General features: G+C 50.5%; 14 protein-coding genes. All 14 read left to right on the top strand.

All coding sequences use genetic code 11. The features are described 5' to 3' along the window. The first annotated feature begins 25 nt into the window (after nt 1-25). The 14 genes from CJP46_RS20340 (at nt 26) to CJP46_RS20275 (ending at nt 25,912) form a co-directional block, all read left to right on the top strand. Nucleotides 26-1,747, top strand: a complete 1,722-nt coding sequence (locus CJP46_RS20340) for a phospho-sugar mutase (RefSeq protein WP_094597468.1) — start codon at nt 26-28, stop codon at nt 1,745-1,747. Nucleotides 1,748-1,833: 86 nt separating this feature from the next. Beyond that, a complete protein-coding gene (locus CJP46_RS20335) occupies nt 1,834-3,852 on the top strand; it encodes a DUF5693 family protein (protein WP_094597467.1) in 2,019 nt (672 codons plus the stop codon). Beyond that, nucleotides 3,825-4,955: a polysaccharide pyruvyl transferase CsaB gene (csaB, locus tag CJP46_RS20330; protein ID WP_094597466.1), complete on the top strand. Its 1,131-nt coding sequence runs from the start codon at nt 3,825-3,827 to the stop codon at nt 4,953-4,955. The genes CJP46_RS20335 and csaB overlap by 28 nt, the downstream gene beginning before the upstream one ends. 19 nt (nt 4,956-4,974) lie before the next feature. Next, nucleotides 4,975-5,739 carry a WecB/TagA/CpsF family glycosyltransferase gene (locus tag CJP46_RS20325; protein WP_256992440.1) on the top strand — a complete coding sequence of 255 codons (765 nt, stop codon included), beginning with the start codon at nt 4,975-4,977 and terminating at the stop codon, nt 5,737-5,739. A 113-nt stretch (nt 5,740-5,852) separates the two neighbouring features. Beyond that, nucleotides 5,853-6,974 carry a glycosyltransferase family 4 protein gene (locus tag CJP46_RS20320; RefSeq protein WP_094597465.1) on the top strand — a complete coding sequence of 374 codons (1,122 nt, stop codon included), beginning with the start codon at nt 5,853-5,855 and terminating at the stop codon, nt 6,972-6,974. A gap of 236 nt (nt 6,975-7,210) precedes the next feature. Next, nucleotides 7,211-7,732, top strand: a complete 522-nt coding sequence (locus tag CJP46_RS20315; RefSeq protein WP_094597464.1) for a stalk domain-containing protein — start codon at nt 7,211-7,213, stop codon at nt 7,730-7,732. A 260-nt stretch (nt 7,733-7,992) separates the two neighbouring features. Continuing rightward, the gene (locus CJP46_RS20310; RefSeq protein ID WP_094597463.1) at nt 7,993-11,931 is read left to right on the top strand and encodes an S-layer homology domain-containing protein; all 3,939 of its coding nucleotides are present in this window, start codon (nt 7,993-7,995) and stop codon (nt 11,929-11,931) included. Between the two features lie 133 nt (nt 11,932-12,064). After that, complete coding sequence (locus CJP46_RS20305; RefSeq protein ID WP_094597462.1) at nt 12,065-12,406, top strand: hypothetical protein; 342 nt, start codon at nt 12,065-12,067, stop codon at nt 12,404-12,406. A gap of 455 nt (nt 12,407-12,861) precedes the next feature. After that, complete coding sequence (locus CJP46_RS20300; protein ID WP_179281247.1) at nt 12,862-16,161, top strand: immunoglobulin-like domain-containing protein; 3,300 nt, start codon at nt 12,862-12,864, stop codon at nt 16,159-16,161. 124 nt (nt 16,162-16,285) lie between these two features. Then, the gene (locus CJP46_RS20295; RefSeq protein WP_094597460.1) at nt 16,286-16,828 is read left to right on the top strand and encodes a hypothetical protein; all 543 of its coding nucleotides are present in this window, start codon (nt 16,286-16,288) and stop codon (nt 16,826-16,828) included. A 115-nt stretch (nt 16,829-16,943) separates the two neighbouring features. After that, nucleotides 16,944-17,216 (top strand): alpha/beta-type small acid-soluble spore protein, encoded by a 273-nt coding sequence (locus CJP46_RS20290; RefSeq protein WP_094597459.1) that lies wholly within the window; start codon nt 16,944-16,946, stop codon nt 17,214-17,216. 204 nt (nt 17,217-17,420) lie between these two features. Next, entirely contained in the window at nt 17,421-18,623 is a 1,203-nt protein-coding gene (gene metK, locus CJP46_RS20285; RefSeq protein ID WP_094597458.1) for a methionine adenosyltransferase, read from the top strand. Between the two features lie 221 nt (nt 18,624-18,844). Continuing rightward, nucleotides 18,845-22,903, top strand: a complete 4,059-nt coding sequence (locus CJP46_RS20280) for an Ig-like domain-containing protein (RefSeq protein WP_094597457.1) — start codon at nt 18,845-18,847, stop codon at nt 22,901-22,903. A gap of 294 nt (nt 22,904-23,197) precedes the next feature. Then, nucleotides 23,198-25,912, top strand: coding sequence for a stalk domain-containing protein (locus tag CJP46_RS20275; RefSeq protein WP_094597456.1), 2,715 nt, complete (start codon nt 23,198-23,200; stop codon nt 25,910-25,912). The last annotated feature ends 41 nt before the right edge of the window (nt 25,913-25,953 follow it).

The following is a 25,953-nucleotide window of genomic DNA, read 5'->3' as shown; positions in this document are numbered from 1 at the left end:
CTTATTATGGAAAGGAGAAGCAGTAATGACACAGCAGCTAAGCAATCAAGCAAGTGAAAATGTCAAGCAATGGCTTCAAGATCCTTCTATAGATGAAGAAACGAAACGGGAGCTCGAAGGGCTGTCTGAGCAGCCGCTGGAGCTGGAAGACCGTTTCTACAAAGATTTGGAGTTCGGCACAGGCGGCCTCCGGGGCGTGATCGGTGCAGGAAGCAACCGCATCAACCGGTATACCGTCGGCAAGGCGACGCAAGGATTTGCACGCTACATACTGGAGCAGCACGGTTCGGCCGAAGGCAAGCCATCGGTCGTGATCGCCCATGATTCCCGCCACTTCTCGCCGGAGTTTGCACTTGAAGCCGCTCTGGTACTTGCAGGCAACGGCATCACAGCCAAGCTGTTCCCGTCCCTGCGCCCGACGCCGCAGCTGTCGTTCAGCGTGCGCCATCTGGGAGCGACCGGCGGCATCGTCATTACGGCGAGCCATAACCCGCCGGAGTATAACGGATACAAGGTGTATAACACCGAGGGCGGACAGCTCGTACCGGATGAAGCGGAAAAGGTCATTTCGTACATCCAGCAGATCGATTCTTTTGCTGCGGTGAAGCGGCTTGATCAGCAGGAAGCGGAGGCGAAGGGGCTGCTCGTGTGGCTCGGCCAAGAGGATGACGATGCGTTTATCCGTACTGTTGCCGATGTCAGCGTAAACCGCGAGGCCATTGCTTCGACGCTTGGCAAAGATTTTAAAATCGTCTACACGCCGCTTCATGGAACAGGAAATATTCCGGTTCGCCGCGTGTTGGAGGAAGTCGGTTTTACGAATGTGCATATCGTAGCGGAGCAGGAGCAGCCGGACGCCGAATTTTCGACCGTGAAGTCTCCGAACCCGGAAGAGCGCGAAGCGTTCACGCTGGCCATGAAGGTGGGTCAGAAGATCGGCGCCGACCTGCTGATCGGAACCGACCCGGATGCCGACCGCATGGGTGCGGTGGTGAAGAACCAGGCGGGCGAGTTCGTCGTATTGTCCGGTAACCAGTCCGGGGCACTCATGATTTATTATTTGCTCAGCCAGTTAAAAGAAGCCGGCAAGCTGCCAAGCAACGGGGCGGTCATCAAAACGATCGTGACCAGCGAGATGGGTGCGACGATTGCCCAGCATTTTGGCGCGGAAGTGTTCAATACGCTGACCGGCTTTAAATATATCGGGGAGAAAATGACCCAGTTCGAGGAGACCGGCTCCCACACGTATCTATTCGGATACGAGGAGAGCTACGGGTACCTCGCCGGCAACTATGCCCGCGACAAAGACGCCGTGCTGGCTTCGCTGCTCATCTGCGAAGCGGGTGCCTACTATAAAGCTCAAGGCAAGACGCTGTACGAGGTGCTGCAGGAGCTGTATGAACAGTTTGGCTATTTCCAGGAGAAACTGGAGTCCCGCACGCTGAAGGGCAAGGACGGCTTGGCCCAAATCCAGGCGAAAATGTCCGATTGGCGCAGCAACCCGCCGCAGACGGTGGCAGGAAAGACCGTTACGCAGGTGCTGGATTATTCGGAGGGGCTGGACGGCCTGCCGAAGGAAAACGTGCTGAAATATATGCTGGAAGACGGTTCTTGGTTCTGCCTGCGTCCATCGGGGACGGAACCGAAGATCAAGGTTTACTTTGCCGTGAGAGGCGATTCTCTGGACGATGCAAATGCGCGCATTCAGAAATTGTCCGATGAAGTGATGGCTAAGGTAGACGCCTAACATTTAAGAAATGGATATTCCGGGAGGCCGCGTGTTCGTCGAAGAACGCTGCGGATTCCCGGAGTTATTATGAGGAGGTACTTTTGGTGCATCAGAAATGGCAGCGTTGGAACACGGCATCCCGCAAATGGCTGTGGATTCTCGTCGTGCTGGGCATTATCGCCGCGATTCCGGTGATTTATGACCGCTACCGGACGGAGTCATCTTCCAATAACGTAGAGTTGGTGTATAACTATCGCGGGCTGGTGGAGACGGCTTCGTATCAAGCCCATCCGGAGGAATACCTTCAGCAGCAGCTGGATCAGCTGAAGGCGGCGGGCGTGACGAGCATGGCGATGTTCGAAAGTACGCTGGACGATTTTAAAAAATCCCGCCGCATCATGATGTATAATGCCGGGGACGTCGCCTCGATGACGAAGAGCGTCATCCCGACCAACGATAACTATACCTATATTCTGTTTACAAACGAAGAGAATGCGGGCCGCCTGTCTCCCCTGATCGAAGACACATTCACGGGGATCGGCATCACCGTCAAGCCATGGGAATTCAATGGGCAGAAGGGCTTGATTCTGGAAACTTCCCCGGAGGATGCCGTGCTTAAGCCAATGCAGCCAGATCCGATTGCATTCGAAATGCTGCGCAGCAAAGGGTTCAACATCGTACCGCGGATGTCCGATAGCCTTCCTTACAACCAGGAAGCGATGGAGAAGCTGCTGGCTTACTATCAGGCGAACGGCGTCAAACGCGTATTGTTTGAGGGCGATTCCGTTAAAGGCTTCAATGACAATGAGGACATGAACAGCCTTCAGGGCTTCGCCAACCTGCTGAACCAATACGGGATCGGCATTGCGGCCATCGAGAACCTGAAGCAGCCGCAGCAGGGGCTGTCCAAGCTGGCCTACGATACGGATTACAACGTAGCCCGTCTGTACTCCCTTAGCGACCGGGATGCTGCTGCGCTGAGTCCGGAGACGCTTGCCGACCGGTTTGCGCTGGCGACGAAGGACCGGAACATCCGGATGCTGTATATCAATGTGGCTCCTTCCCGCAACATGACCAAGGCCACGATTACCGATTCCGTGGATAACATCGTGAAAACCTTGCAGGAGCCGGGAAATGCCATCAAACAGATGGAAAACAACGGCTTCAAGATGGGACAAGCGGGAGCATTCCATATTTATGATTCGGCCGGACAGCGTTATTTTAAAATGGTCGTTGTGCTCGGAGGGGTTGCCTTTATTGCGCTCCTGGTTTCTTACTATATCCCGGCACTGACCCTTATCGCGTTTGTGCTTGGTCTAATCGGCAGCGCAGGACTGTATGTTCTCAAGCCAACCCTGTTTGAACAGGCGCTGGCGCTGCTCGTGGCCATCAGCGCACCGACCATTGCCGTGCTGCTGGCGGTGAGAAAGCTGAACGAGATGAATGCCGCCAATGCCGGGCTTGCGCCTGGACGCCGATTGGCTCATGCGGTCGTGACTTATATCAAGACGGCGATTATTTCACTCTGTGCGCTTCCTTATGTCATTGGGCTGCTGAACAACATTACGTACAGCCTCGTGCTGAGTCAGTTCCGCGGCGTCAGCCTGCTGCATGTGGCGCCAATCGGTCTCATCGCGATTTATGTCGTGCTGTACCGCGGCGGCAAACCGCTGCAGCAAATCGGTAAATTATTCCGCACCCCGATTACGCTGACCTGGGTAGTGGCAGCAGGGGTCATTGGTGTGTTAGGCTTATATTATCTGAGCCGCACCGGCAACGGGGGAAGCGTCAGCTCGATCGAAATGACGTTACGCACGATTCTGGAAAACACGTTCCACGTTCGTCCTCGGAACAAGGAGCTCGTTGCGCACGCGCTGTTCTTGCTTGGCATCTTCGTGTCGCTTAGATACCGCAACGTCGTTTACTTGATGATCTTTGCGGTCATCGGTCAGCTGTCGATGGTCGATACGTTCGCGCATATCCACTCGCCGATGAAAATTTCACTCGTTCGTGACCTGCTTGGCCTGGGTCTCGGATTTATCTTTGGCCTGATCGCCATTGGCGTATGGCAAGTACTGGAAGGGTGTTGGAAACGATGGGTACCACGTCTCAGAAGACCGTAGTCATCTCCGGATACTACGGGTTCCGGAACAGCGGGGATGAGGCGGTGCTCCAATCGATCTTAACCGCTCTGGAGGAGCGGGGTAAGGCGGCCGGCGTTGCGATTCGGCCGGTGGTCCTCTCCATCGATCCCGAGTGGACCAAGGCCACCTACGGCGTGGACGCGGTACACCGGATGAAGCTGGGTGAAGTCAGACAGGCGCTTAAGGAAAGCTCCGGCCTGATCAGCGGCGGCGGCAGCCTGCTGCAGGATGCCACCAGCTCCAAGACGATCCCTTATTATCTCGGAGTGATCAAGCTGGCCCAGTGGCTGAAGAAGCCGGTCTTTATCTACTCGCAAGGGATTGGGCCCGTCAACCGGAAGCTGTTTCATCCATTCATCAAAAGCGTGTTTAACCAATGTGAATATATATCGGTTCGGGATCAAGAGTCGGCGCATCTGCTGGAGCGCATGGGACTGGGCTGGAACCGGGTTCAGGTCGTGCCTGACCCCGTCATGGGCCTGACGACCGGGGGCGAGAAGCCGGAACTTCTGCAGCAGGACGCCGAACGTCCGCTGCCGGTGATCGGCATCTCGGTCCGGTATTGGGATCCGGAACGCCGGGAGCTGCAGGCCATGGCCGACGGGCTGAGCAAGCTGTGCCAGGAGCAGGCCGTGCATCTGCGCTTCCTGCCGTTCCATCTGCCTGACGACGTGAAAGCGTCGCAGGAGATGATTGACCGGCTGGGCGATGTGGCCGCGAACGGCAGCGTTGTGTCGGTGTGCCGCGATGTGGTTCACCCGCAGCAAATGCTGGCCGAGGTCGGCCGCTGCGACGTCGTCATCGGTATGAGGCTGCACAGCCTCATCTATGCCGCGAATCAGCTGGTGCCGATGATCGGGGTGTCCTATGACCCGAAGATCGATAACTTTTTGAAGCGGCTGGATCTGGAGCCTGTAGGGACGAGTGCTTCGCTGGCGCCTGAGGCGCTGAAGAGCGAGGTGTCCCGCCTGCTGAGCGAGAGCAGCCTCTGGCAGGAGGCGAACCGCGAACGCATCGCGGTGCTGAAGGAAGAGGCGCAGGCTCCGGCGCAGCATATCATTGATTTTTTGCAGCAGCAATAAAGGATAAGGTGATTATAGCGTGAACCAACCAAGCCAAGTGCCCACGGTACCGATTTTCGGCATACCGGTGAGCCGATGGGGCATGACCGATACCGTTCAATATTTAACCGGAGCCATCCAGTCGGATGAGCGCCGGCCGCATCAGATCATTACCGCCAATCCCATTATGGTGATGACGGCCCTTCAGGACCCCGCTTACATGGACGTCATGAGGGGAGCCGATCTGCTCGTCCCGGACGGGACGGGAGTGGTATGGGCGGCGGATAAGGCCGGATCGCCCGTGAAGGAACGCGTTGCAGGTTTTGACCTCCTACATGAATTGATGAAGGTCGGAGAAGACTATCACTGGAAAGTGTATTTGCTCGGTTCGACGTCCGAAGTGATTCAGGCGACGGCGGAGCGGTTACATTTGCAGTATCCGGGAGTTCAGATCTCGGGATTTCGTGATGGATACTTTTCCCAGGAGCAGGACGCCGATGTGATCGCGGCGATTCGCGAAGCGGAGCCGGACATCCTGTTCGTGGCACGTGCCGTGGATACGCAGGAACCGTGGATCGCTCGTTACAAGGAGCAGCTCGGCGTGCCGGTCATGATGGGCGTGGGCGGAAGCTTCGACGTCATTTCCGGCAAGTCCAAGCGGGCTCCGAAGCTGTTCCAGCAGCTGCGGGCGGAGTGGTTATACCGCCTGTTAAAGGAACCGACGCGAGCCAAAAGAATGCTTGCGCTGCCGAAATTCGTAGTGAAAGTGCTGCGGGATAAAGAAAACCTGACAAAACCCAGATAAAAAGATGAAATCGTCTTGAATAACCCGATATTTTGCGAAAAAACGGGATTGGTTTTATTTTTCGATCAGAGTATAATTCAATCCGGTAGAACAATTGGGGGTTGAACAATCACATGTTAATGCTAGCCATCATCGGATGTATCGTGTCACTCATCCTGGCACTGGTCCTGACGCCGCTCGTCAAGAAACTGGCGGTGAAGATCGGAGCCGTGGACGTACCGAATGCCCGAAAAGTGCATACGCGAATTATGCCTAGGCTTGGCGGTTTAGCCATATATCTTGCTTTTATATTAGCCATGTTCGCAGTCCTTCCGTTTGTCGCTGATCATTTCACAATGCGGGATTCCAACTTTATTAAGGCATTCCTGCTGGGCGGAACGCTGATCGTGCTTATCGGCGCACTCGACGACCGCTTCGAACTGTCGGCCAAGGTGAAGCTGCTCGGGCAGATCATTGCTGCTTGCGTGGTTGTGTTTGGATTCGATATCAAAGTGGACTTTGTCAATATTCCTTTTGCTGATAACTATTCATCGCTGGAAAACTGGATTTCCATTCCGCTGACCATCATCTGGATTATCGGCGTGACGAACGCCATTAACCTCATCGACGGTCTCGACGGCTTGGCAGCCGGCGTATCCGGCATCGCGATCGGCACCATCCTCGTGATGTCCCTGCTGATGGGCAACATGATGGTCGCCATGCTGTGTCTCTTGCTTCTTGGCGCCATCGTTGGTTTCTTGTACTTTAACTTCCACCCCGCCAAGATTTTCATGGGGGATACGGGATCGCTGTTCCTGGGCTTCTGTCTGGCGATGCTCTCCCTGCTTGGATTCAAGCAGATTGCGATCATCTCGTTTATCACCCCGCTGATCATCATCGGCGTGCCGCTGTCCGATACGTTCTTTGCGATCATCCGCCGCTGGGTACAGAAGAAACCGATTTTCGCCCCGGACAAGGGCCACCTGCATCACTGCCTTCGCGAAATCGGCTTCAGCCACCGCCAGTCGGTGCTGATCGTGTACGGCATCGCCGCATTCTTCGGCGTCCTGGCTGTCATCCAGTCCTCGGCGGCAATGTATGAAGCGAACTGGGTCACGTTCGTCGTGATCTGCATCATGATGTTCTTCCTGCAAATCGGCGCAGAGATCATCGGCCTCGTCGGCAAGACGAAGCGGCCGATCCTGAATCTGATCGCAAGGCTGCGGATGAAGGTTAGTGATAACCGTCATAATTAGGGTAAGATAATAAGCGTTATGCAATTATATATATTGTAAGTAGGACGTCGCACCTGGGGGTGCGGCGTTTTTTTGTTACTTATGGGGCAGTAATAAGTCTTTCTGACTATCCAAAATCAGGATGAACAGCCTATCGACAATAATTTAAAAAATAAATAAAGTTTGTTTAGTCAAATGCTAACTAGGTGGGTAATAAACATCAGTGTAAGTACTTTAACAAGGGGAGAAGGATACATATGAAAAAATTGATTATTGGTCTTACGGTTGGAATGCTCATCGGGTCCTCTACGGTAGCAATGGCTGCTACTTCGAGCACAGTGAAAGCTACGCTTGTGAAGTATAAAATCATCGCGAATGGAATTCCGAAACAAGTGGCATCCAACCAATTGTCCTATAATGGGAACACTTATGTTCAACTGCGCGATGCTGGCTCTATTTTTGGTTATAACACAACGTATGATGCGGCCAGCAAAACGATCAAGTTTATTCCAAAAGACGGAACCGAAGGCTGGGTTACACTTGGAGATTATGCCGGCGGAGCAAATTTCAAAATTGAAGTGGATATGAATAAACCTTATGTTTACAACCTGATCCGAGGAAAAGACGAAGTCATCGCTTCATTTAACACACAGGATCTCAAAGAAAAAGAAGAAAGAGGCTCGTCCACGACTACAAACGGGACGGTCATTTATTTCACCAAAATTAACGGATCGCTTGTTCTGAGCAAAGAAAGCTTGAAAAAAGCAGGATTAATGTAGAAACTACTTATACTTGAGTAATTTTAAGGATTCCAAGCCTGAAAAACACCGAGGTGTTTTCAGGCTTGGAATCCTTTTTTTGTTTTCTCTTTTTCCACTACTAGAACGATGCCTAACAAAGGGGGGACTTTTTTTCTAGATTTCCCTAAAAATTAGGTAGAAAGTATCCGATACAAAGAGTTAGAAGATCAATTGGAATTTCCAGTCATGATTACCGGAAATCTCACAAAAGTTAGGCGAAAAGGAGAGATCAAACATTTATGCACCGCATTAAAAAGACGTATGTTTGGATCATGCTCATGGCATTGATCGTTTCATTGTTTCCTGTAGGGTTAGCTCAGCCTGTGCATGCAGCGGCCTCGCAGCCGGCCACCTATTTTATACCGGATGACTTGGATCTGCGGAAAACATCGTTATTAACGACCGAAGTCTCCGAAGACCAAATTAGCAGGGGAAATGTGTATGTGTCCAGCAGTCCCACCCTTACCATAACCGGTACATACGCATATGTTACCGAGGATTCGCTCAAAGCAAAAGTGGAGCAGTTAAGCTCTAAAACTCTGCAGGGCGGCGGAATTGAATGGGTGACGGATTCGTCCCATTTTAAAGACGGGAATATTACGAAAGACACGACGTCTTCAGCCCAAAAGTTTAAAGCGACGAACTTGTCGCTGTTCCCGGGATTCAACAAGATTACCTTGTCGGGGTCGCAAAACGGGATTACGCGCTCAGACGTGTTCTACGTATTGTTTGACCAAGTTCCTTACGTTCAAAACCTGAAGTTGTTAGGATCCAGCCTGGGGGAAATTTACCTCAATGAAGGAACTCAAGTTGTATCGGACAAACAGTCCGTAACCCTTCAAGGGGATGTCAAAAATGCAACGGATGTTACCGTAGCCGTAAATAGTGATACTCCGCTGGTATCAACGTTAACGCAAACGGGTAAATTCTTTTCTCCTGCGTTGAAACTGAAAACGGGTCTTAACACGCTGACGATTGCGATCAAGAATGGCTCGGACTCAGTCTCCGTTACACGTGAGGTTTATTACTACGATAAGAAGAGTCCGTTTGTTACTTTGGACATGAACTATAACGGTAAGGACTACAACCTGTTGAATAACACGCCAACCGTTACTGATAACGGCCAAAATGGGTCTCCTACGGGTACTCTAACCGCAAGGGTTCTTCTTGATGACACGGGTAAATCCTTTAAAGATGCCGGTACGGTGTTGATCGATAACAATATTTTAACTCCAAATACGGACTACTCCGTATTGGATGAAATTGCAGTTCCAGCACCGGATGGGGTAACCCCGGCATATCGACTTGTCACCTTTAAAGTCAATTCTCTCGCTTTTGCTGCTGGTGTCCAAGCACAGAAAATTAAGCTCGGCGTTTCCTACGATAACAAGATTGATGCCGCTACTGACTTGATTTTCAAATATTTGCCTGGTGAAGTCGGCATTTTGACTATGAAGTACCTGAAGGGCTATCAGGAAGGCAACAAGTTAGCTGACACGAGTGTACTGCCACTGGATGGGACGGAACTTGAGTCCGATTCCTTCTACGTGCTCGTCCAAGCAGACCAGAATTTAGATGGTATCACTCCTGAGCCGGTGTTGAAGGCCGAGTATCTTCCTACGGGCAGCGTAAATGTAACCAAGGCTGGCTCGCAACCATCTGATTTGGCTAAGAGTGAAGCTGTATACAAAGTAACCGGGTTTTCCAACGGTAAGCAGCAGGTGAGATTCCATTTCAATGACTCCAGCGCTTATTATACGGTCAATATCACATATGCTACGAAGAACTATATTTATGTAGAAAATCTCTACGACGGTCAGACATTTGAAATTGACTCCAGTAAGGGAGAAGCAACGATTCGTCTGAAAGGTGAATACCGTGATTTTGAAAACATCTCGAATGCCGAACTGTTCGTCAACGGCCTGACGGGAACCGATTTGAAGCTTAGTTCGCCTTTTAAAGTTGACAATACAACCAAAACCTTTGATTTAAATCTTAAGGTTGATGTGTCAGGTCCTCTTTATTATGGAGAGAACCGGATCGTTCTGACAGGTTCTTCGATGGACGGTAAGGGCAATACACGGGTCGTCCGTAAAGAACTGCGAATTTATATCGTAGATACGAATGTTTCGAATATTACGACATTCCAGCCTTCCATTGCCGATGATGCAAACCGTGAATCGTTTAGCCAATTGAACTTGGCGCAGACGACAAGCAATCCGAAGCTGGATAAGATTCTGGAACGTTCTCCGCTGTTCGAATATAAGGACAACATTTATGAGACGAGCCAGTTGAAGTACGACTTGGTGATTCAAGGTGGCGGTGCGAAAATTATCAATCTGAACCTTGGATCGCAAAAATTCTTCTCGTCTCAAGATCAAAAAATTGACCTTTCAAAAGTGACAACGGGAACAACAGAGATCAAAACAGACAAGTTCCAATATAATGGCAAAGATTATGACTATGATCTGGCCATAGTTGATGGGAAGTTCTTACTGAGAATTCGGAACATTCCGTTTGATGCACCGGGAAGTCATGTCTATAATCTGGAGCTGATTAACAGTACAGGGGCGCGTACTAGCCAACGCCTTGAAATCACACGCGTCGTAGCACCGTTCCGTATTTTGTCACCGAAAGCAACGGTTGGAGACCAGATCGTGGTCAATAAGAACTTTGTGCGTTTCGATATCGAGGCAGAAGGAGCCACTCAAGTTCTGGTCGATAAAGGTGTAGCCACGAAGAGATCGGATATGAACGACCGTTTCTTCTATGATTATGTAGGACTGAAACCGGACAAATCCACGAAGATCAAAATTTCAATTGTAAGAGGCACGCAGACACTCACCCAAACGGTGGATGTTTATTATACCAGTGCTGTTACCGTGGACTCTCAATACATGACGGAGAAACCGGCTACTAAGTATAGTGCATTCAATAAAGCCTTGGAGCTTTCTTTCCCGAAAGGAACCGTACTGAAATCGGCGAATGTCGGCGTAGGGGAAGTGGCTAAGTTCTATCCTGACAACAAGTATCTGTTCGGCATTGCCGACCCGAAAGACGGAGTGTTGGAAAGAAAGAACGATTACGGAGACGTGATCGGCTTAAACAAGGACCAAAGAACGCCGAATGGGCAGGAGACGATCAAGCTGCCGGTAGACCTGCTGGAGTTCTTCAATTCTACGGCCAGAACCTATAACTTCACTCGAGTATCTAACGTATATTGGATTAATGCCGGATTAGGGGAATCAGGATCTCCGGATACGCCTGGTTATAAGCCATCAACAAATGGTTTGGCGCCATACTCTATTGAGGGTAACTTCAGAGATCTGTCGATCCTCGAGCCGGAAAGAAAAATCGTACCTTCCCAGCGGGGGACGTTGACCATTGCGTTTAACCCTGACGTAGTGGATGCAGCAGGTACAACCGTGACCGTATTCCGATTCACGGATAAAGCAGAATGGGAAAACATTGGCGGGGCCGTGAACACTAAAGCTCACACCATTACAGTACCTTTCGATGATTCGGGCTATTATGTCGTTATGAAGCAAAGCCGCGGGTTTAGTGATATTACGAAGCATCCTTGGGCAAGAGACATTCTAAATGCCCTTTATGCCAAAGGTATTATGTCCAACGTTCAAGCTGACGCCTTCGGTGCGGATGATCTGACGACTCGTGGTGAATTTGCCACTTTGCTGGTCAAAGGGCTCGACATCCCGCTGAATTACGATAATAATGTGCAGACCTATTTCGATATTGTACCTGGAGCCAAGACCGATACATGGGATTTCAAATACATTGAGACGGCGTCCAGAGCAGGCATTGTCACGGGCATTGGTGAGGGATACTTTGGTGTAGAAGAACCGATTACCCGTGAACAGGCAGCGGTCATGGTCGCACGTGCACTGAAACTGAAGATGCCAGCGAATGACGCTAAGCTTAAAGCCTCGTTAGATAAGCAGTTCCAGGATTCGGGGAAAATTGATATATACGCGCGTCCTGGTATTTCAGCTGTCGTGAGCGCTAAAATCATGGCCGGCCAGCCGATTACGATTACCGGTCAGAAGAAACCTTCTTATAATTTCAACCCGCAAAGCAGCATGACGCGTGCGGAAGCTGGTAAGATTGCCGTTGAGCTGCTCAAGAAGAGCACCAGCATCTTCCCTAAAAATCTAAGCTAGTACGGAACAGCCTCTTCCCCTTAATTTATGGGAAGAGGCTATCTTTTTCCAATTGCAACGCTTTGTAATTTGTCGGAAATTAGGATACAATGGCGTAGAACGATATTTTATCTTAGAGGGTGAAGGCAATCTTATGAAACCGATCTATTCGAAGGCGCAGCTGGATTATTTGAAGGCGAAGACTAAATTTGAGAATAAAGCTAACATTTTGGAGAAGAAAATCGAAACCACTCGGAAAACGAGAGAAGTTACGCAAGAAGTAATGGAGGGTCTTGTAATGGAGACCGGATTCCATGATGCATATAACGAGTTGGTCATTTCCGAAAACGAACTCATTGAATGGTCTCATTCGACAATTAAGCATGAAAAAACCTACCGCGAAAACAAGCAGCCGATTGAGCAAATGTACGACAACCTCAATACAAGCCCGGAAATGCGCGCACAAATCATTCAGCTTGCCATGAAAATTCGTTAATTTTTTGTAACCTTTGACTCATTTACAATATCCAACAAGGTGCCAATCGGCGCCTTGTTTTTTTGTTTTGCTTGTTTCAAGCAATTGAGGAAAGGTTAATGTCTTCCAGATATTTCTTGGACAAACAGGCCTTCTGACGTCTTTTATTATGGTTCGGTAACAATTTTGAAATTTTTTTAAAAAAGGTGCAACTTTTTAGAAACACGCGCGTCTAAGATGTAGAGTCAATTACGATGGGTATTTAACCAGCATTGCCCTAAGCAAGAAAGATGTCTATTTTTTAGAAAAATTATCTTTACGCTGTGTGGGGCCCATTGTATAATACTTAGGTAGGATTAGGAATCTACTCTTTTTTTTGCCGCTTTTCATTGATAAGTTTACCAGTTTCTGTGATATCGTCACAGACATCATTTATAAGAACCATGCTCAACTCGGGAAAGGGGGTGCACTGGCTAATGAGTAACACGAGCTACCCATTTAAAGAAAACTCTAATGTGATGAATGTTCAAGGAGGAGAAAAAAAGGTTATGAAGAAAATTTTGACAGTCGCTCTGTCTACAGCAATGGCATTCTCCATGTTTGCATCTGTAGCATTCGGTGATACCGCAGTAACTCCGCAACAAAAATTCGACGCTCTGGCAGCTAAAGGGATCTTCAACGGCTACCCAGACGGATCTGCTCATCTTGAAAAAGAAATGACTCGCGCTGAGTTCGCGAAAGTCATCACGAAGCTTCTTGGACTGAAAGAAGTAACTGGAACTCTTTCTTACAAAGACAAAGGTTATGACGCCAAGAACTGGGCAGTACCTTACATTGAAGCAGTAACTGCTGCTGGTATCATGCAAGGTCAAGACAGCGTGAAGAAAATCTTCAACTACAACGGAAAAGTAACCATTCAAGAAATGGCGACTGTTCTGACTCGTGCGCTGAAACTTGAAATCCCTGCAAACCCAGACAACAACGCAGCTGACTGGGCTAAAGGATATGTTCAAGCAGCCATCGACAAAGGCCTCATCTCTAAAGATGCTAACTTCAAAGCAAACGCTAGCCGTTCCCAACTGGTTGAAGCTGCATATGCAATCGACCAAGCGGCTAACATCACTTTCACTTACAAAGTAGTTGACCCAAGCAATGTTGAGTTCACGCTTTCTACTGGTGAAGTAGTAAAGGTTAAACTTGACAAGCCGCTTGAAGCCAACAAAGAAACTGAAGTGAAATTCAAAGACGCAGCTGGCAATGAGTACACTGCAAAAGTGACTTGGGCTGTAACGACTGCAACTAAAGTTCAAGGCGCTAGCGCTACGAACCTCAAAGAAGTAGTGGTTAAATTCGACGGTGAAGTTGATAAAGACACTGCTGAAAATGCAGCAAACTACACTTTGAGATCCGGTAAACAGGTTGACTCGGTTTCTTTGTCTGATGACAAGACTACTGCAACCCTCTTGCTTAAAGATGGTAGCGTATTGACTAACAACAAAACTGAAGCTGTTTCCGTTTCCAACGTAAAAGCTGGCGACAAAACAATCAGCGCAAGCAATGTTGAGTTCTCTGTTGTTGACAACTCGCTTCCTGAAGTTTCCTCAGTTAAATCTTTGGGAACAAAATCGCTGAAAGTTGTATTCAGTGAGCCTGTAAGCAATGTTACTCAAAGCAACTTCAGCCTTGACGGCAAAGAGTTCTTTGGTAAAGTGACTGTAAGCAACAACGACAGAACAGTTGTTCTGACACCATTCAGTACTACTGCACTTGCAGTTGGCGATCACAAAGTTACAGTAAGCGGAGTTAAGGATTATGCTGGATTTGTTTCCCTGGCATCTTCCCACGATTTCACTGTAGCTGAAGATACTACTGCACCAACTATTTCTGAAGCAACTGCTACTTTGGAAAGCGTAACAGTAACGTTCTCTGAAGATGTAGATGTTGACACAGTATCTGCAAGCAAAGTTTACTGGAAATCCGGTTCCAGTAAAATCACGGCTGTTAGCGTGAAACAACTGGCCGACAACAAATTCAGATTTGACTTTGGTGCTGATCGCGCTCTCCCAACTGGAGCAGTTTCGGTATTCGTTGAAGGAGTTAAAGACTACTCTGGTAACGAAATCGCTAAAGATACATCTGTTGTTGTAAATCCGGTAATCGACCAAACCCGTCCTGAAGTAGGCAATGTTACTGCTGATGACGCACGTACTATTAAAGTAACTTTCTCTAAGGCAGTTAACAAAGAAACTGCAGAAAAAGTAGCGAACTACACAGTTAAAGACAAAGATGGTAAAGCTATCTCTGTAAAATCTGCAACTCGCGATCTTAACGACAACAAAGTGGTTCGCGTAAGTCTCTATACTGATTTGTCTGTTGGAAACAACACACTGACAATTCAAAACGTTAAGGATGACACTAGACTGCAAAACACGTTGCTTGACTACACTGGAACAGTTACTTTGGCGGACAAAAACGCCCCAGAAATCGACTCTTCTGCTGTGAATACGCAGCAACGTCGTGTTGTCGTTAAGTTCAACAAGAAAATGGATGTTGAGTCATTAACTAACTACTCCAACTACCTTGTTGTTATCGATAACAAAACACAACCATTGACTCAAAGTATTGCAGATATTACTCCTCTGCAAGATGCATCTGCTGTAGCGATTACATTTGCTGACAGCATTAACGGTAAAACCGTAGTTCTTACAGATAAAGATGCTGCTCCAGGTTATACCAGCATTTCTAAATTGCAAATTCTTGCAGTAAGAGATGCTAACGGTAACGTTCTCAAAGAATTTACTACTAATTCTGGAGTCGTTACATTGGACCAAAGTACTCAAGTTAAACTTGGTGATAAGGTTGAGTTGGTAGACAGAAAAACTGTAAAAGTTAAGTTCAGCAATGGTATCTACTCTTACGCTGGAAATGCTATCGTAAACGCTAATGGAAATCCTGCTGTTTCCAGTATTGATGTTGACGGTACATCTACAGTAACAGTTCACTTTAATTCCGATCTGAATACTGATGGTTCTAATCTGGATCTAACTGTTTACTTGGATCGTTTGACTACAACTGCTGGCAATGTTGCTGGAACAGGTACCCTGAATGTTACTAAGGACACTCCTGGATTTACTGACAGTGTAGCTCCTGTTGTGGATACTGATAAGAAATTCGCTGTTACTGGAAATTCCTTCGTAATTCCATTCTCTGAAAGCATTAAATCTGCATCTAATGAAGCTGCAGTAGGTGCATTCAAGATTATCCGTAATAATGATAATAAGGAATTATTGGCAGTCGATAAAGACTTCACAGTAGAAATTATTAACGGAAATCAAGTTAAGGTTAACCTTAACGATGCTGCAACCAGAACTGTAGATACTTACTACCGTGTAAGTGTTATCGGTGCAAGTCTGATTACTGATGCAAAAGGTAACCCAATTTCTACCTTCGACAACGGAGTGAGCGATGTTGTTATTGCTGGTGCTACTGATACGACTGATGTTACTACCGCAGCAAAGGCTTTGACAGCAGCAGATCTTAAAGCCAACGGTGATGCTATCACTCTGCCTGAAAAAGGTGAAAATGGAACGACTATTTCTTGGGCGGCTGATAAGGGTACTGTAAACGGAACAACATACACTGTAGTTAGACCAGATAATGGTTCTGATACAGCTACATTGACTGCCACAATCAAAAAAGGCGATCAATCTACAACAAAAGCATTTGTTGTGACTGTGCCAACTGGTACTGATGAAGTTACAGTAGCAGCTAAGTAATTTTGCGATTATCAGAAAAGACTAGGGATCACATCTCTAGTCTTTTCTTTTTTTTATATTAGTCTATTGAATACCTTAATAAGTTCCTCTATCATTTAATAGAAATAAAATCAGGAGGTCCCTCATGAAATCCATCAAGAAAATAACCCTAACCGTGGTCGTTCTCGGCGCAGGCGTAGCCCTTGGCTCCATCTTTGACATCACCGCACAAGGCGCTGGTGTGACGGGCCAAGCCGGCACAGTCGATGATCCGGTCGTAACGAAGAGCTACGTTGATCAACAAATTCAAAAAGCGTTGGGCGGAGGAACAACAACGCCTACGACGCCAACCAATCCAACGGCACCAACGGATAATGGAAACAACAATTCCGGGAATAATAATTCTTCATCAAGTGACCAAGTTACGATTGTCACCGTAAAACCAGGTGAGAAGCTAATCGCAGCAGCAGGTGCTGAGTTTATCGTCCGTAATGGACACGCTGTAATCTACAGTGCAGACTCCAACGGCGTCGCCGATCTTACGGATGGTAAAGACGTTACCAATGGACAAGCCGTAGGAAACAACCATCTCATGTCCTTTCCAAGAGCAGGACGCGGTATTATGGTGCAAGATGGCGTCAAGTCCAGCTTGACCGTTATGGTTCGTGGCGGTTATTCGATCCAATAAAATCGAGCTACATAAGCTTATTTTTACCAGAAGTAACAATGATTTATACGTCTAGAGACGGCCGGATGACAAATACTACTCTTGCAAGACCATATTTGCAGGAGGTGTATCCATCATGGCAAGAAACAATCGTAAAGTGGTACCGGAAAGCCGTAATATGCTGAATCAAATGAAGTTCGAAATCGCTGCCGAGTTTGGACTGGGTGCGGCGTATGAAGCTGCAGGATTTAGCGGTGCGGACACCGAGTTTGCATCCGACCTGGGTGAAGCTGGGGGCCCTGGATTTGGCCGTGTGAACGGTGCACATCTGACATCCCGGGAGAACGGTTCGGTGGGCGGCGAAATGACGAAACGGCTCGTTCGTCAAGCGCAGCAAAACCTGCTGTAACAAGCTTTTTTCAAGGCGGGACAGAGGAGCACTCATGCTTTTTCCAAAGCCCATGTTCAACCTGCATTCATTGACATGGTTTGACAAATACGTTAATATGACATACGAGGATTGTACAACAACCTTTTCCTTTGCGGAAAAGGTTCATTTTTTGTTTAGAACCTATCTGCCGTTGTTATAATACCCTTATAGGAGGTTGATACAATGTCTGTAAAAGGACGTCATCTGTTCACATCCGAGTCCGTTACGGAAGGACATCCGGACAAGATTTGCGACCAGATCTCCGATGCGGTGCTTGACGCTTTTCTGGAAAATGACCCGAATGCCCGCGTGGCGTGCGAAGTCTCGGTTGCGACCGGTCTGGTGCTCGTCATCGGTGAAATCAGCACGAAATCCGAATATGTTGATATTCCAGCTATTGTTCGAAATACGGTAAAAGAAATCGGGTACACCCGTGCGAAGTATGGCTTTGACTCCAACACGATGGCCGTGTTGACATCGCTGAACGAGCAGTCGGCTGATATCGCCCAAGGCGTTAACGCCGCTCTGGAGAGCCGCGACCCTGCCCAAGTGGACAAGGAAACCGAAAACATCGGTGCTGGCGACCAAGGTCTGATGTTTGGTTTTGCGACTAACGAAACACCTGAACTGATGCCGCTTCCGATCGCGCTGTCCCACCGGATTGCCCGCCGCCTGTCTGAGGTGCGCAAGAACGGAACTCTGGACTACCTGCGTCCGGACGGTAAAACGCAAGTGACGATCGAGTATGTGGATGACAAGCCTGTTCGTGTAGATACGATCGTTGTTTCGACACAGCACTCGGAAGATGCGACGTTGGAGCAAATCCAGAAGGACGTGAAAGAGCAGGTCATACTGCCGGTTGTTCCTGCTGAACTGCTTGACGCCGAGACCAAGTATTATATCAATCCTACGGGGCGTTTTGTCATTGGCGGACCTCAAGGCGACGCTGGTTTAACAGGACGTAAAATTATCGTCGATACATACGGTGGATATGCCCGTCATGGCGGCGGTGCCTTCTCCGGTAAGGATCCGACGAAAGTGGACCGTTCCGCAGCATACGCAGCGCGTTACGTGGCGAAGAACCTGGTCGCTGCAGGACTTGCTGACAAATGCGAAATCCAATTGGCTTACGCCATTGGTGTAGCGACTCCGGTATCGATCAACGTCGATACGTATGGAACGGGTAAAGTAAGCGACGAGAAGCTCGTTGAGCTGATTCGCGCTAACTTTGATCTGCGCCCAACCGGCATCATCCGCATGCTGGATCTGCGCCGTCCGATCTACAAGCAAACCGCGGCATACGGTCATTTTGGCCGTACCGATGTGGATCTGCCTTGGGAGCGCGTGGACAAAGCGGAAGAGCTTCGTGCTCAAGCCGGTCTGTAATCGTAATAGTTACTATAATAGAAGAAATTTTAAAACCTCAGTTTGGCCTAACAGCCGGGCTGAGGTTTTTTGCATGCCGATCACTCGGAGCTTCTAGCTATGGACTAAACTTCCTACCAAAATTAACCGACATAGAAGTATAAGCGTGTGCCTGTGAAAAGAGCGACGAATGTATTTTTTGCAGGGGCGGAATACGAGGAAAGGTAGGTTTAAGCCATTCTATGAAAAAAATATCGGCATGCATTCTAGCACTCGCCATGGCATTGGACATAGGAATTACAGGGGGAGTGGGAGGAGGTACGGTTTCGGCAGCAGCCTCGGCGGTGCAGGGTCAAGCGAGCACACAAGTTGTCTCCACGCTGCCAGCGAATAAAGCTGTGGAGATCGGGAGACGACCGGATTTTCAGCTGACCTTTGATCAACCCGTACATATTGCAGATTCATCCGACGATTCAACGAAAGACCCGGTCGTCCGGATCATCGATTCGGCCCATCCGGAGGAAGCCAACCAAATCAAGCTCAGCCTGATCGATTTGAAGACGATGAATTCATCAAATCCAGAGCCAAATAAATTCACCTTCCAGCTGCCTTCAGGTAAATGGCTGTCCTATCAGACGACATACCAGGTGAAAGTCGAGGCAGGAGTCCTCTTGGACGCTACGGATCAGCCGTTGGACGAATCGACGTCTACGTTCACCACGCTAAGCAAGCTGGCTGTCGTGGACTACACGCCACAAGTGGGTTCAATCGGAGCCAGTACTTTCAACGCACTGCAGCTGTCTTTTAATGAAGAAATCCAAACGGGAAGCGGCAGCGTGCAGATCAAACGGGCATCTGACAACCAAGTGGTGGATACCATTACGCTGACGCAAGGGCAGACGAATTCGCGGGTACAAGTGGATGGGAAGAAGGTAAGCTTCACGTTATCCCGTTCTTTGGACAAAAACACCACGTATTATGTGTATATCCCTGCTGGCGCCATCACCTCGCTGGATGGGCAAGCGTTCGGCGGGTTGACGACGGGCGGGCAGTGGTATTTTACGACCCAGGGAGATACCGCGATTACGGCGAAATCGCCGCAAAGCGCCGCGACCGGGATTGCCACGAACAGTAAGCTTCAACTGACCTTCAACAACCCGGTATATCCGGGGCAGGGTACGATTGATTTGTATAAATCGAACGGCACCAAGGCGACTTCGATTAACGTCCAATCCACCCAGGTGACAGGCGGCGGGTCGACGGTCGTGACGATCGATCCGGGAAGCGTTTTGGCGTTCGGGACGTCATATTATGTGATCGTGCCTACAGGGGCTTTTCAGGACCGGGGAGGCAGCAACGTGGTGGGGATTACTTCAACCACAGGCTGGACCTTCACGACGGCTGCGGCGCCAGGCAGTACGACTCCGCTATCCGTGACCAGCTTGTCTCCAACCAATGGAAGCACCAGCGTGGCGGTGGATGCGACGCTGGTTATGAATTTTAACCGGGAAGTGGTTCGCGGTTCAGGGAATGTACTGCTCCGCAAATCCTCCAATGGTGCCAGTGTTCCGGTAACAGCCACGGCAAGCGGGACCCAGGTCAAAATCCAGCTGCAGTCCGGTTACACGCTCGACAAGGACGCGTCCTATTACGTGACCGTAGAGCCGGGGGCTTTTTACGACAAACTGAACCCTAGTATGAACTATGCCGGGATTACAAGCAGTACGGGCTGGACGTTCCAGACGAACACGTCGGACAAGCAAGCTCCAGTGCTGCAGAGCAGTGAGATGTACAGCAACACGACCATCCGGCTCGTATATAATGAAGCTTTGTATTCGGACTCCTGGCCATCGACGGCCAATTTTAACGTGACGGTGAATGATGAAGCACGGCGGATCAGTTATGTGTATACCTCCGGGGAAAGCGTATATGTCATTCTGGAGACCGGCGTCGCCGTAGGACAAAACGTGAAAATCAGCTACAGCGGCGGTTCCAGCCCGATCCGCGATATGGCGGGGAATGCGGCGGCGGCTTTTGGGGCCCGTGAGGTCGTGAATGGCGTGGACTCCGCGCTGCCGAAGCCGACCAGCGGCACGATTTCGGGAAGCACGGTGGTGCTGTATTTTAGCCAGTCGCTGAAAAGTCCATCTGCCAATGCCTACGAACAGTTCACCGTAACGGCGGACGGAACGAGCATGGGCGTCAAAAGCGTGAGTCAGAGCGGCCAGTCCTTGACGCTGTCCCTGAACACGTCCGTCGGCGACGGGCAGGTCGTAAGGGTCAGCTACAAATCGGGAGCTTACCCGATTCAGGATTCCCGCGGGCAAAATATGGCCGAATTCACGGACTATATCGTCCGCAACTATTGGGACACGAAGCCTCCGGTCTTCGACAAGGCGGAAGGCGGCGGCACGAAGCTGGTCCTGACGTATAACGAGCTGCTCAGCACGACCAATGTGCCGATGAAAAGCCAGTTTTCCGCACTGGTCAACAATGTGCCGAACTACGTGTCCGCGGTGGAAATCAAGGGCAATCAGGTGACCTTGACCCTGACCACTGCACTCAGCAAAGATAACAAGGTGACGATCTCGTACGTACCCGGTAACGCGCGCCTGACAGACCTGAACGGGAACTCGGCCGGTTACCTGAATTTGGAGCCGGTCACCGTTACAACGCTGCTCGATATGGGGGACATCCAATCGGCAGTGGTGCAAGGAGATACAATCCAGGTCGTGTTCAATAAAACGCTGGTGTCCCAGTCCTCTGTGACGGTAAACCAATTCCAAGTATTGGTGGATGGTACGACAGGCTCTCTAACCAGCGCTTCGGTGAATGGCAGCACGCTGACGATCAAGCTCAGCAATCCGGTCAGCAGCGGCCAAAAGGTGGAGCTGTCCTATATTCCAGGGGCAACGCCGCTCAGGGACAGCGCAGGCACCTATCTGAAGTATTTTAACAAAATCCCGGTCAGCAACACGGGCACGACGACAGGCAGCGGATCGACCGATCCAAATCGTCCGTCTTACCTTACGCTCATGGAGACAGGAGAATTTGGACAGGCCATGTTTGCGCTCGGTAATCAGGCGACGGCCGTGTCGGATGTCAAGACCCGCAACAATCAATATATTAAGCAGTACCGGGTCGATGGCGAGAAGCTGAAGCAGGCTTACCAATATATGCTTGGTTCTAGTGAAAAGCTGCACACGCTCGTTGTGGATGCGGCAGTCGGGTTGAGCTCAGCCTCGGTTACGTTCCCCTTGGACGCGCTGCAGCAAGTCTATAACATCGACCGCAGCGCGGTGCTGGCGGTGAAAGCCGGGGACGCCATATATATGGTACCTTTTAGCAAAATGAATCTGCCGGACATTGCCAGCAGCCTGAATACTAGCAGCTCTTCTATCACGCTTAACATCACGGTAGAGAAGCTGTCGACAGAGGCCGCCGCGGATTTGAGCAAGAAGCTGAACACCAGCTCCAGTCAAAAGATGACCGAGCCCGTAGACTTCTATGTATCCGCCGTGAATAACAGCTCGCCGAACAATCCGCTAGAGCTGAAGCTTAGCGGGGAATATCTCGTCCGGACGAGCAGCGCGCTGCAGGACAGCCGGTCCAGCCTGGTCCGCTTCGACAGCGGAGCGAACAAGCTGACCTACGTTCCCGGTGTGATTGACACGGCAGGCAGCCGCCGGGTATTCCATGCCAAGGTGAAGGGGAACTTCACCGTTTTCGGAGCGACGTTCTACAAGTATTACAGCGATCTCGGCAACCACTGGGCGAAAGACGCGATCAGCACGCTGTCTGCCAAGCAGGTCATCGAGGGCCGTACAAATACGCTGTTTGCCCCGGATCAGAGCATTACGCGCGCCGAGTTCGCCGAGCATGTGGCCCGGGCCCTCGGACTGGAAGGGGATGCGCAGAGCGCGGACCGCTTCTATGACGTGGTCAACATCGGCTCCAGCGCGTATATCGGGGCGGCGGCCAAGGCCGGTATCGTCACCGGTAATACGGATGGATCGTTCAAACCAAACAGCTCGATCACGCGCGAGCAGATGGGAATCATGATGGTCCGTGCCATGAACTATGCGGGATACAACTCGACGCTGAGCTATCCGGCGTCCACGTACCTGAAAGTTTTTAAGGACAGCAAGCAAATCCAGTATCCGGATTCCGCGGCCCGCGTGCTGAAAGAAGGCATTATCCAGGGTGTCACAGTGAACACGTTCCAGCCCCGGGGAAATGCAACCCGTGCTCAGGCGGCCGTCATGCTGCAGCGTCTGCTGGAGAAAATCGGGTACATGTAACCAGAGCCTTGAGCAGGTTAAATCTCTCACAAAATCATAGAGTTTCCATTTCGGTACGTCAGCCCTACTTCGGTAGGGCTTTTTTGTGGGATTTTCAGGTGGATTTTGCTAAAAAGATTAATTTTCCGTAACTTTTTTGGATAATTTCAGTCTATTTAATAGGGAGTTCATACTGGACCTAGATAATAGAGTCTGTGAGCTCATGCTTAACATGTATAGTCGGTTGGTCCTGTTTATGAACAAGCAACGATAGAATAGCATCGCGTATGAAGAAGATGGGAGAGTTAACAGTACATGAAATGGCATAATGATCGCATGGGGAACGAGCACAAGAAGGGTGCAGGCAAGAAGTGGATGGTCGTATCGCTGGCTGGCCTGCTGTTTATTACGCCTGTTATCGGCAGCGGCATCCCGCTGAACGGACATTCCATCGCTTCGGTGGCCAGCGCGGCCACGGCGGCGACCGTAACGAAGCTCAGCGAGAGCCCGGTCACGTCGGGGGCGATTCTGACCAAATACAAATTTACGACGACGCGCTCCGGCAAACAGGCGACGGCGCTGGCGGACGTCATCAAGGTGGATTTGCAGAATCCGAACGTCAAGATCGACGTCATGAATGGTCAGGACGGTGAGCTGACCACCAAGCAGAGTACCGGCGGCATGGTCAAAGAGACCGGTGCGGTAGCGGGCGTGAACGGGGACTATTTTAATACGGCCGGGGACGGGGCACCGATCGGGGGTCAGGTAACCAGCGGGGAACTGGTATCGACGCCTTCGGATCTGAAGGGCATGTATTCCTTTGCGGTAACCAAGGACGGCACGCCGGTGATCGATCAGTTTTCCTTTGACGGAGCGGTGACGGCTCAAGACGGCTCTTCGTTCCCGCTGGCCGGCGTCAACAAGGCGTCCTACACGCCGGAGAGTGGTACCTCGAATTACAGCCATGCGAATGCCATGTATATTTATACCAGCGCCTGGAAGTCAACGGTTCGTCCGAAGAGCAGCTCCACCACGCCGGTTGAGGTTCTGGTGCAAAACAACGTGATCACGCAAATTTCCGAGCCGGGCGGCTTCGATTTCGCGGTGCCGGAAGACGGGTACATCTTGCGGACCCACGGAACGGCGGCGCAATTCGTAACCAACCATTTGGCTGTTGGCCAAACGATCCAAACCGACTACAAGCTGCTGTCCAAAACGTCCGGACAGTCGCTTGACCCGGCCAACCTGCAAATGATGATCGGCGGGCACACGATTCTCGTGAACAACGGTGCGGCATCGGCCTTTTCGCGCGACGTATCCAGCATCGGAGGCTACCGCGCACGTACGGCGCTCGGGTATTCGAAGGATCAGCGCTACGCGTACATCGTAGCTGTCGAGAAGAATGACAACAGCTCCGGTATGTCGCTGTCCGAGCTGCAGACCTTTATGGTCAAAGCCGGCGTCTGGAAGGGCATGAACCTGGACGGAGGCGGCTCCACGACGATGGTGGACCGGCCGCTCGGCGAAACAAGCACGCAGCTGACGTTTGACACGGAATACGGCACAACCCAGCGCAGCGTCGTTAACGCCGTCGGCGTGTACACCCAGGCGCCGCAGGGCAGCCTGATGGGACTGAAGATCAGCGGCTCTTCCGCGATCCTGATCGGACAGCAGGCGTCGTTCCAGCTGAAAGGCTATGACACCTACTACAACCCGATCGACGTGTCCAGCCTGACGCCGACTTGGAAGTCGAGCAACGGCAACAGCGTCGTCAGCGGACAAACCGTGAAGGGCGTGAAGCCGGGAACATCGACGATCACCGCGGTCAGCGGTAAAGCCAGCGCCAGCATGCAGGTGAAGGTTATCGGCGGGGACGACCTGTCCGCGCTGAACGTCGGAACGGCAACGGCTCCGCTCAAGGCGGGCAGCACGGTCTCGGTTCCGGTCACGGCGGTGACGAAGGACGGGCAGAGCGTCGCGGTACCGGCCGGATCCCTGAAGTGGGAATTCGTCGGCTTTAAAGGCAGCGTGCAGGATGACAAGCTGACCGTAACATCGGTGAACGCGAATGCAAAAGTCGGCTACGCGATCGCCCGTTATAACGGCTTCAGCACGGTCGTCGTGTTGTCGGTGGCAGGCGAAGACATGTGGGAAAACTTCGAAAATGTCACATACCCGGTCGATTTCACGACCAACAGTGGCAGCCAGGTTACCGGATCGGCACAGGTGACGCAGGGAACCGGCGACCACGCCAATTCCAAAGTGCTCCAGCTGCAGTATGACATGACCGCCGGCAGCGGCAAAATGTATGCTTATGCACAGCTGAACGGCACTTCGGGCAAAGGCATCAACGCAGCAGCCACGTCAATGTCGATCGACGCGATGGGTGACAGCAGCCTGAACTGGATGCGCGCCGAACTGACGGACGCGAACGGTCAGACGGTGTACGTCGACCTGGCCAAAGCCATTGACTGGACGGGCTGGAAGACGATCAACGTGGACCTGAGCGGTCTTGGCATCGCCTTCCCGGCCAAGCTGAAGCGCGTCTATGTCGTCAACGTCGAAGAGGGCCAGGATGAGCGGGCGAAGACAGGCACGGTCGCTTTTGATAACATTAAATTCACGATGCCGTCGTTGTCAAGCGATGCAGGACTTCCAACCGGCAAGGTGATCATGGCGGTCGGGCAGAAATCCTATATGTCGAACGGCCAGAAGAAAGCGATGGACGCCGCACCGGTGATGAAGAACGGAACGACTTACATTCCGGTGAAATACGTACTGGATACATTTGGCGGACAAGCCACTTGGGATTCGGCCAATCAGCGGATCAGCGTTCTGCGGGGCAGCAAGCTGATGGACTTGACGGTTGGCAAAAAGGAATATATCCTAAACGGCAAGCGTAAAAGCGCGGAAGTCGCTCCATTTATTACTCAAGGTCGTACTTTAGTCCCACTTCGGCTCGTTTCAGAGCAATTAGGATTACAAGTAAATTGGGAACAAAACACGAAGACCATCACCATCCAATCATGATATGGTATGATATGTATAGAATTGAACTTAGGAAATGTGAC

This window comes from Paenibacillus sp. XY044 (assembly GCF_002257645.1).
GTDB lineage: Bacteria > Bacillota > Bacilli > Paenibacillales > Paenibacillaceae > Paenibacillus_AQ.
Note: the sequence above shows the minus strand (reverse complement) of the source record. Positions and strands in the feature narration are given on the sequence as shown.

Bases quoted from the DNA above. Each gene is read 5' to 3' on its own strand.
- CJP46_RS20290 (WP_094597459.1), top strand. From the start codon at position 16,944: ATGGCAAGAAACAATCGTAAAGTGGTACCGGAAAGCCGTAATATGCTG.
- csaB (WP_094597466.1), top strand. From the start codon at position 3,825: ATGGGTACCACGTCTCAGAAGACCGTAGTCATCTCCGGATACTACGGG.
- CJP46_RS20295 (WP_094597460.1), top strand. From the start codon at position 16,286: ATGAAATCCATCAAGAAAATAACCCTAACCGTGGTCGTTCTCGGCGCA.
- CJP46_RS20280 (WP_094597457.1), top strand. From the start codon at position 18,845: ATGAAAAAAATATCGGCATGCATTCTAGCACTCGCCATGGCATTGGAC.
- CJP46_RS20340 (WP_094597468.1), top strand. From the start codon at position 26: ATGACACAGCAGCTAAGCAATCAAGCAAGTGAAAATGTCAAGCAATGG.
- CJP46_RS20275 (WP_094597456.1), top strand. From the start codon at position 23,198: ATGAAATGGCATAATGATCGCATGGGGAACGAGCACAAGAAGGGTGCA.
- CJP46_RS20310 (WP_094597463.1), top strand. From the start codon at position 7,993: ATGCACCGCATTAAAAAGACGTATGTTTGGATCATGCTCATGGCATTG.
- CJP46_RS20320 (WP_094597465.1), top strand. From the start codon at position 5,853: ATGTTAATGCTAGCCATCATCGGATGTATCGTGTCACTCATCCTGGCA.
- CJP46_RS20305 (WP_094597462.1), top strand. From the start codon at position 12,065: ATGAAACCGATCTATTCGAAGGCGCAGCTGGATTATTTGAAGGCGAAG.
- CJP46_RS20300 (WP_179281247.1), top strand. From the start codon at position 12,862: ATGAGTAACACGAGCTACCCATTTAAAGAAAACTCTAATGTGATGAAT.
- CJP46_RS20315 (WP_094597464.1), top strand. From the start codon at position 7,211: ATGAAAAAATTGATTATTGGTCTTACGGTTGGAATGCTCATCGGGTCC.
- metK (WP_094597458.1), top strand. From the start codon at position 17,421: ATGTCTGTAAAAGGACGTCATCTGTTCACATCCGAGTCCGTTACGGAA.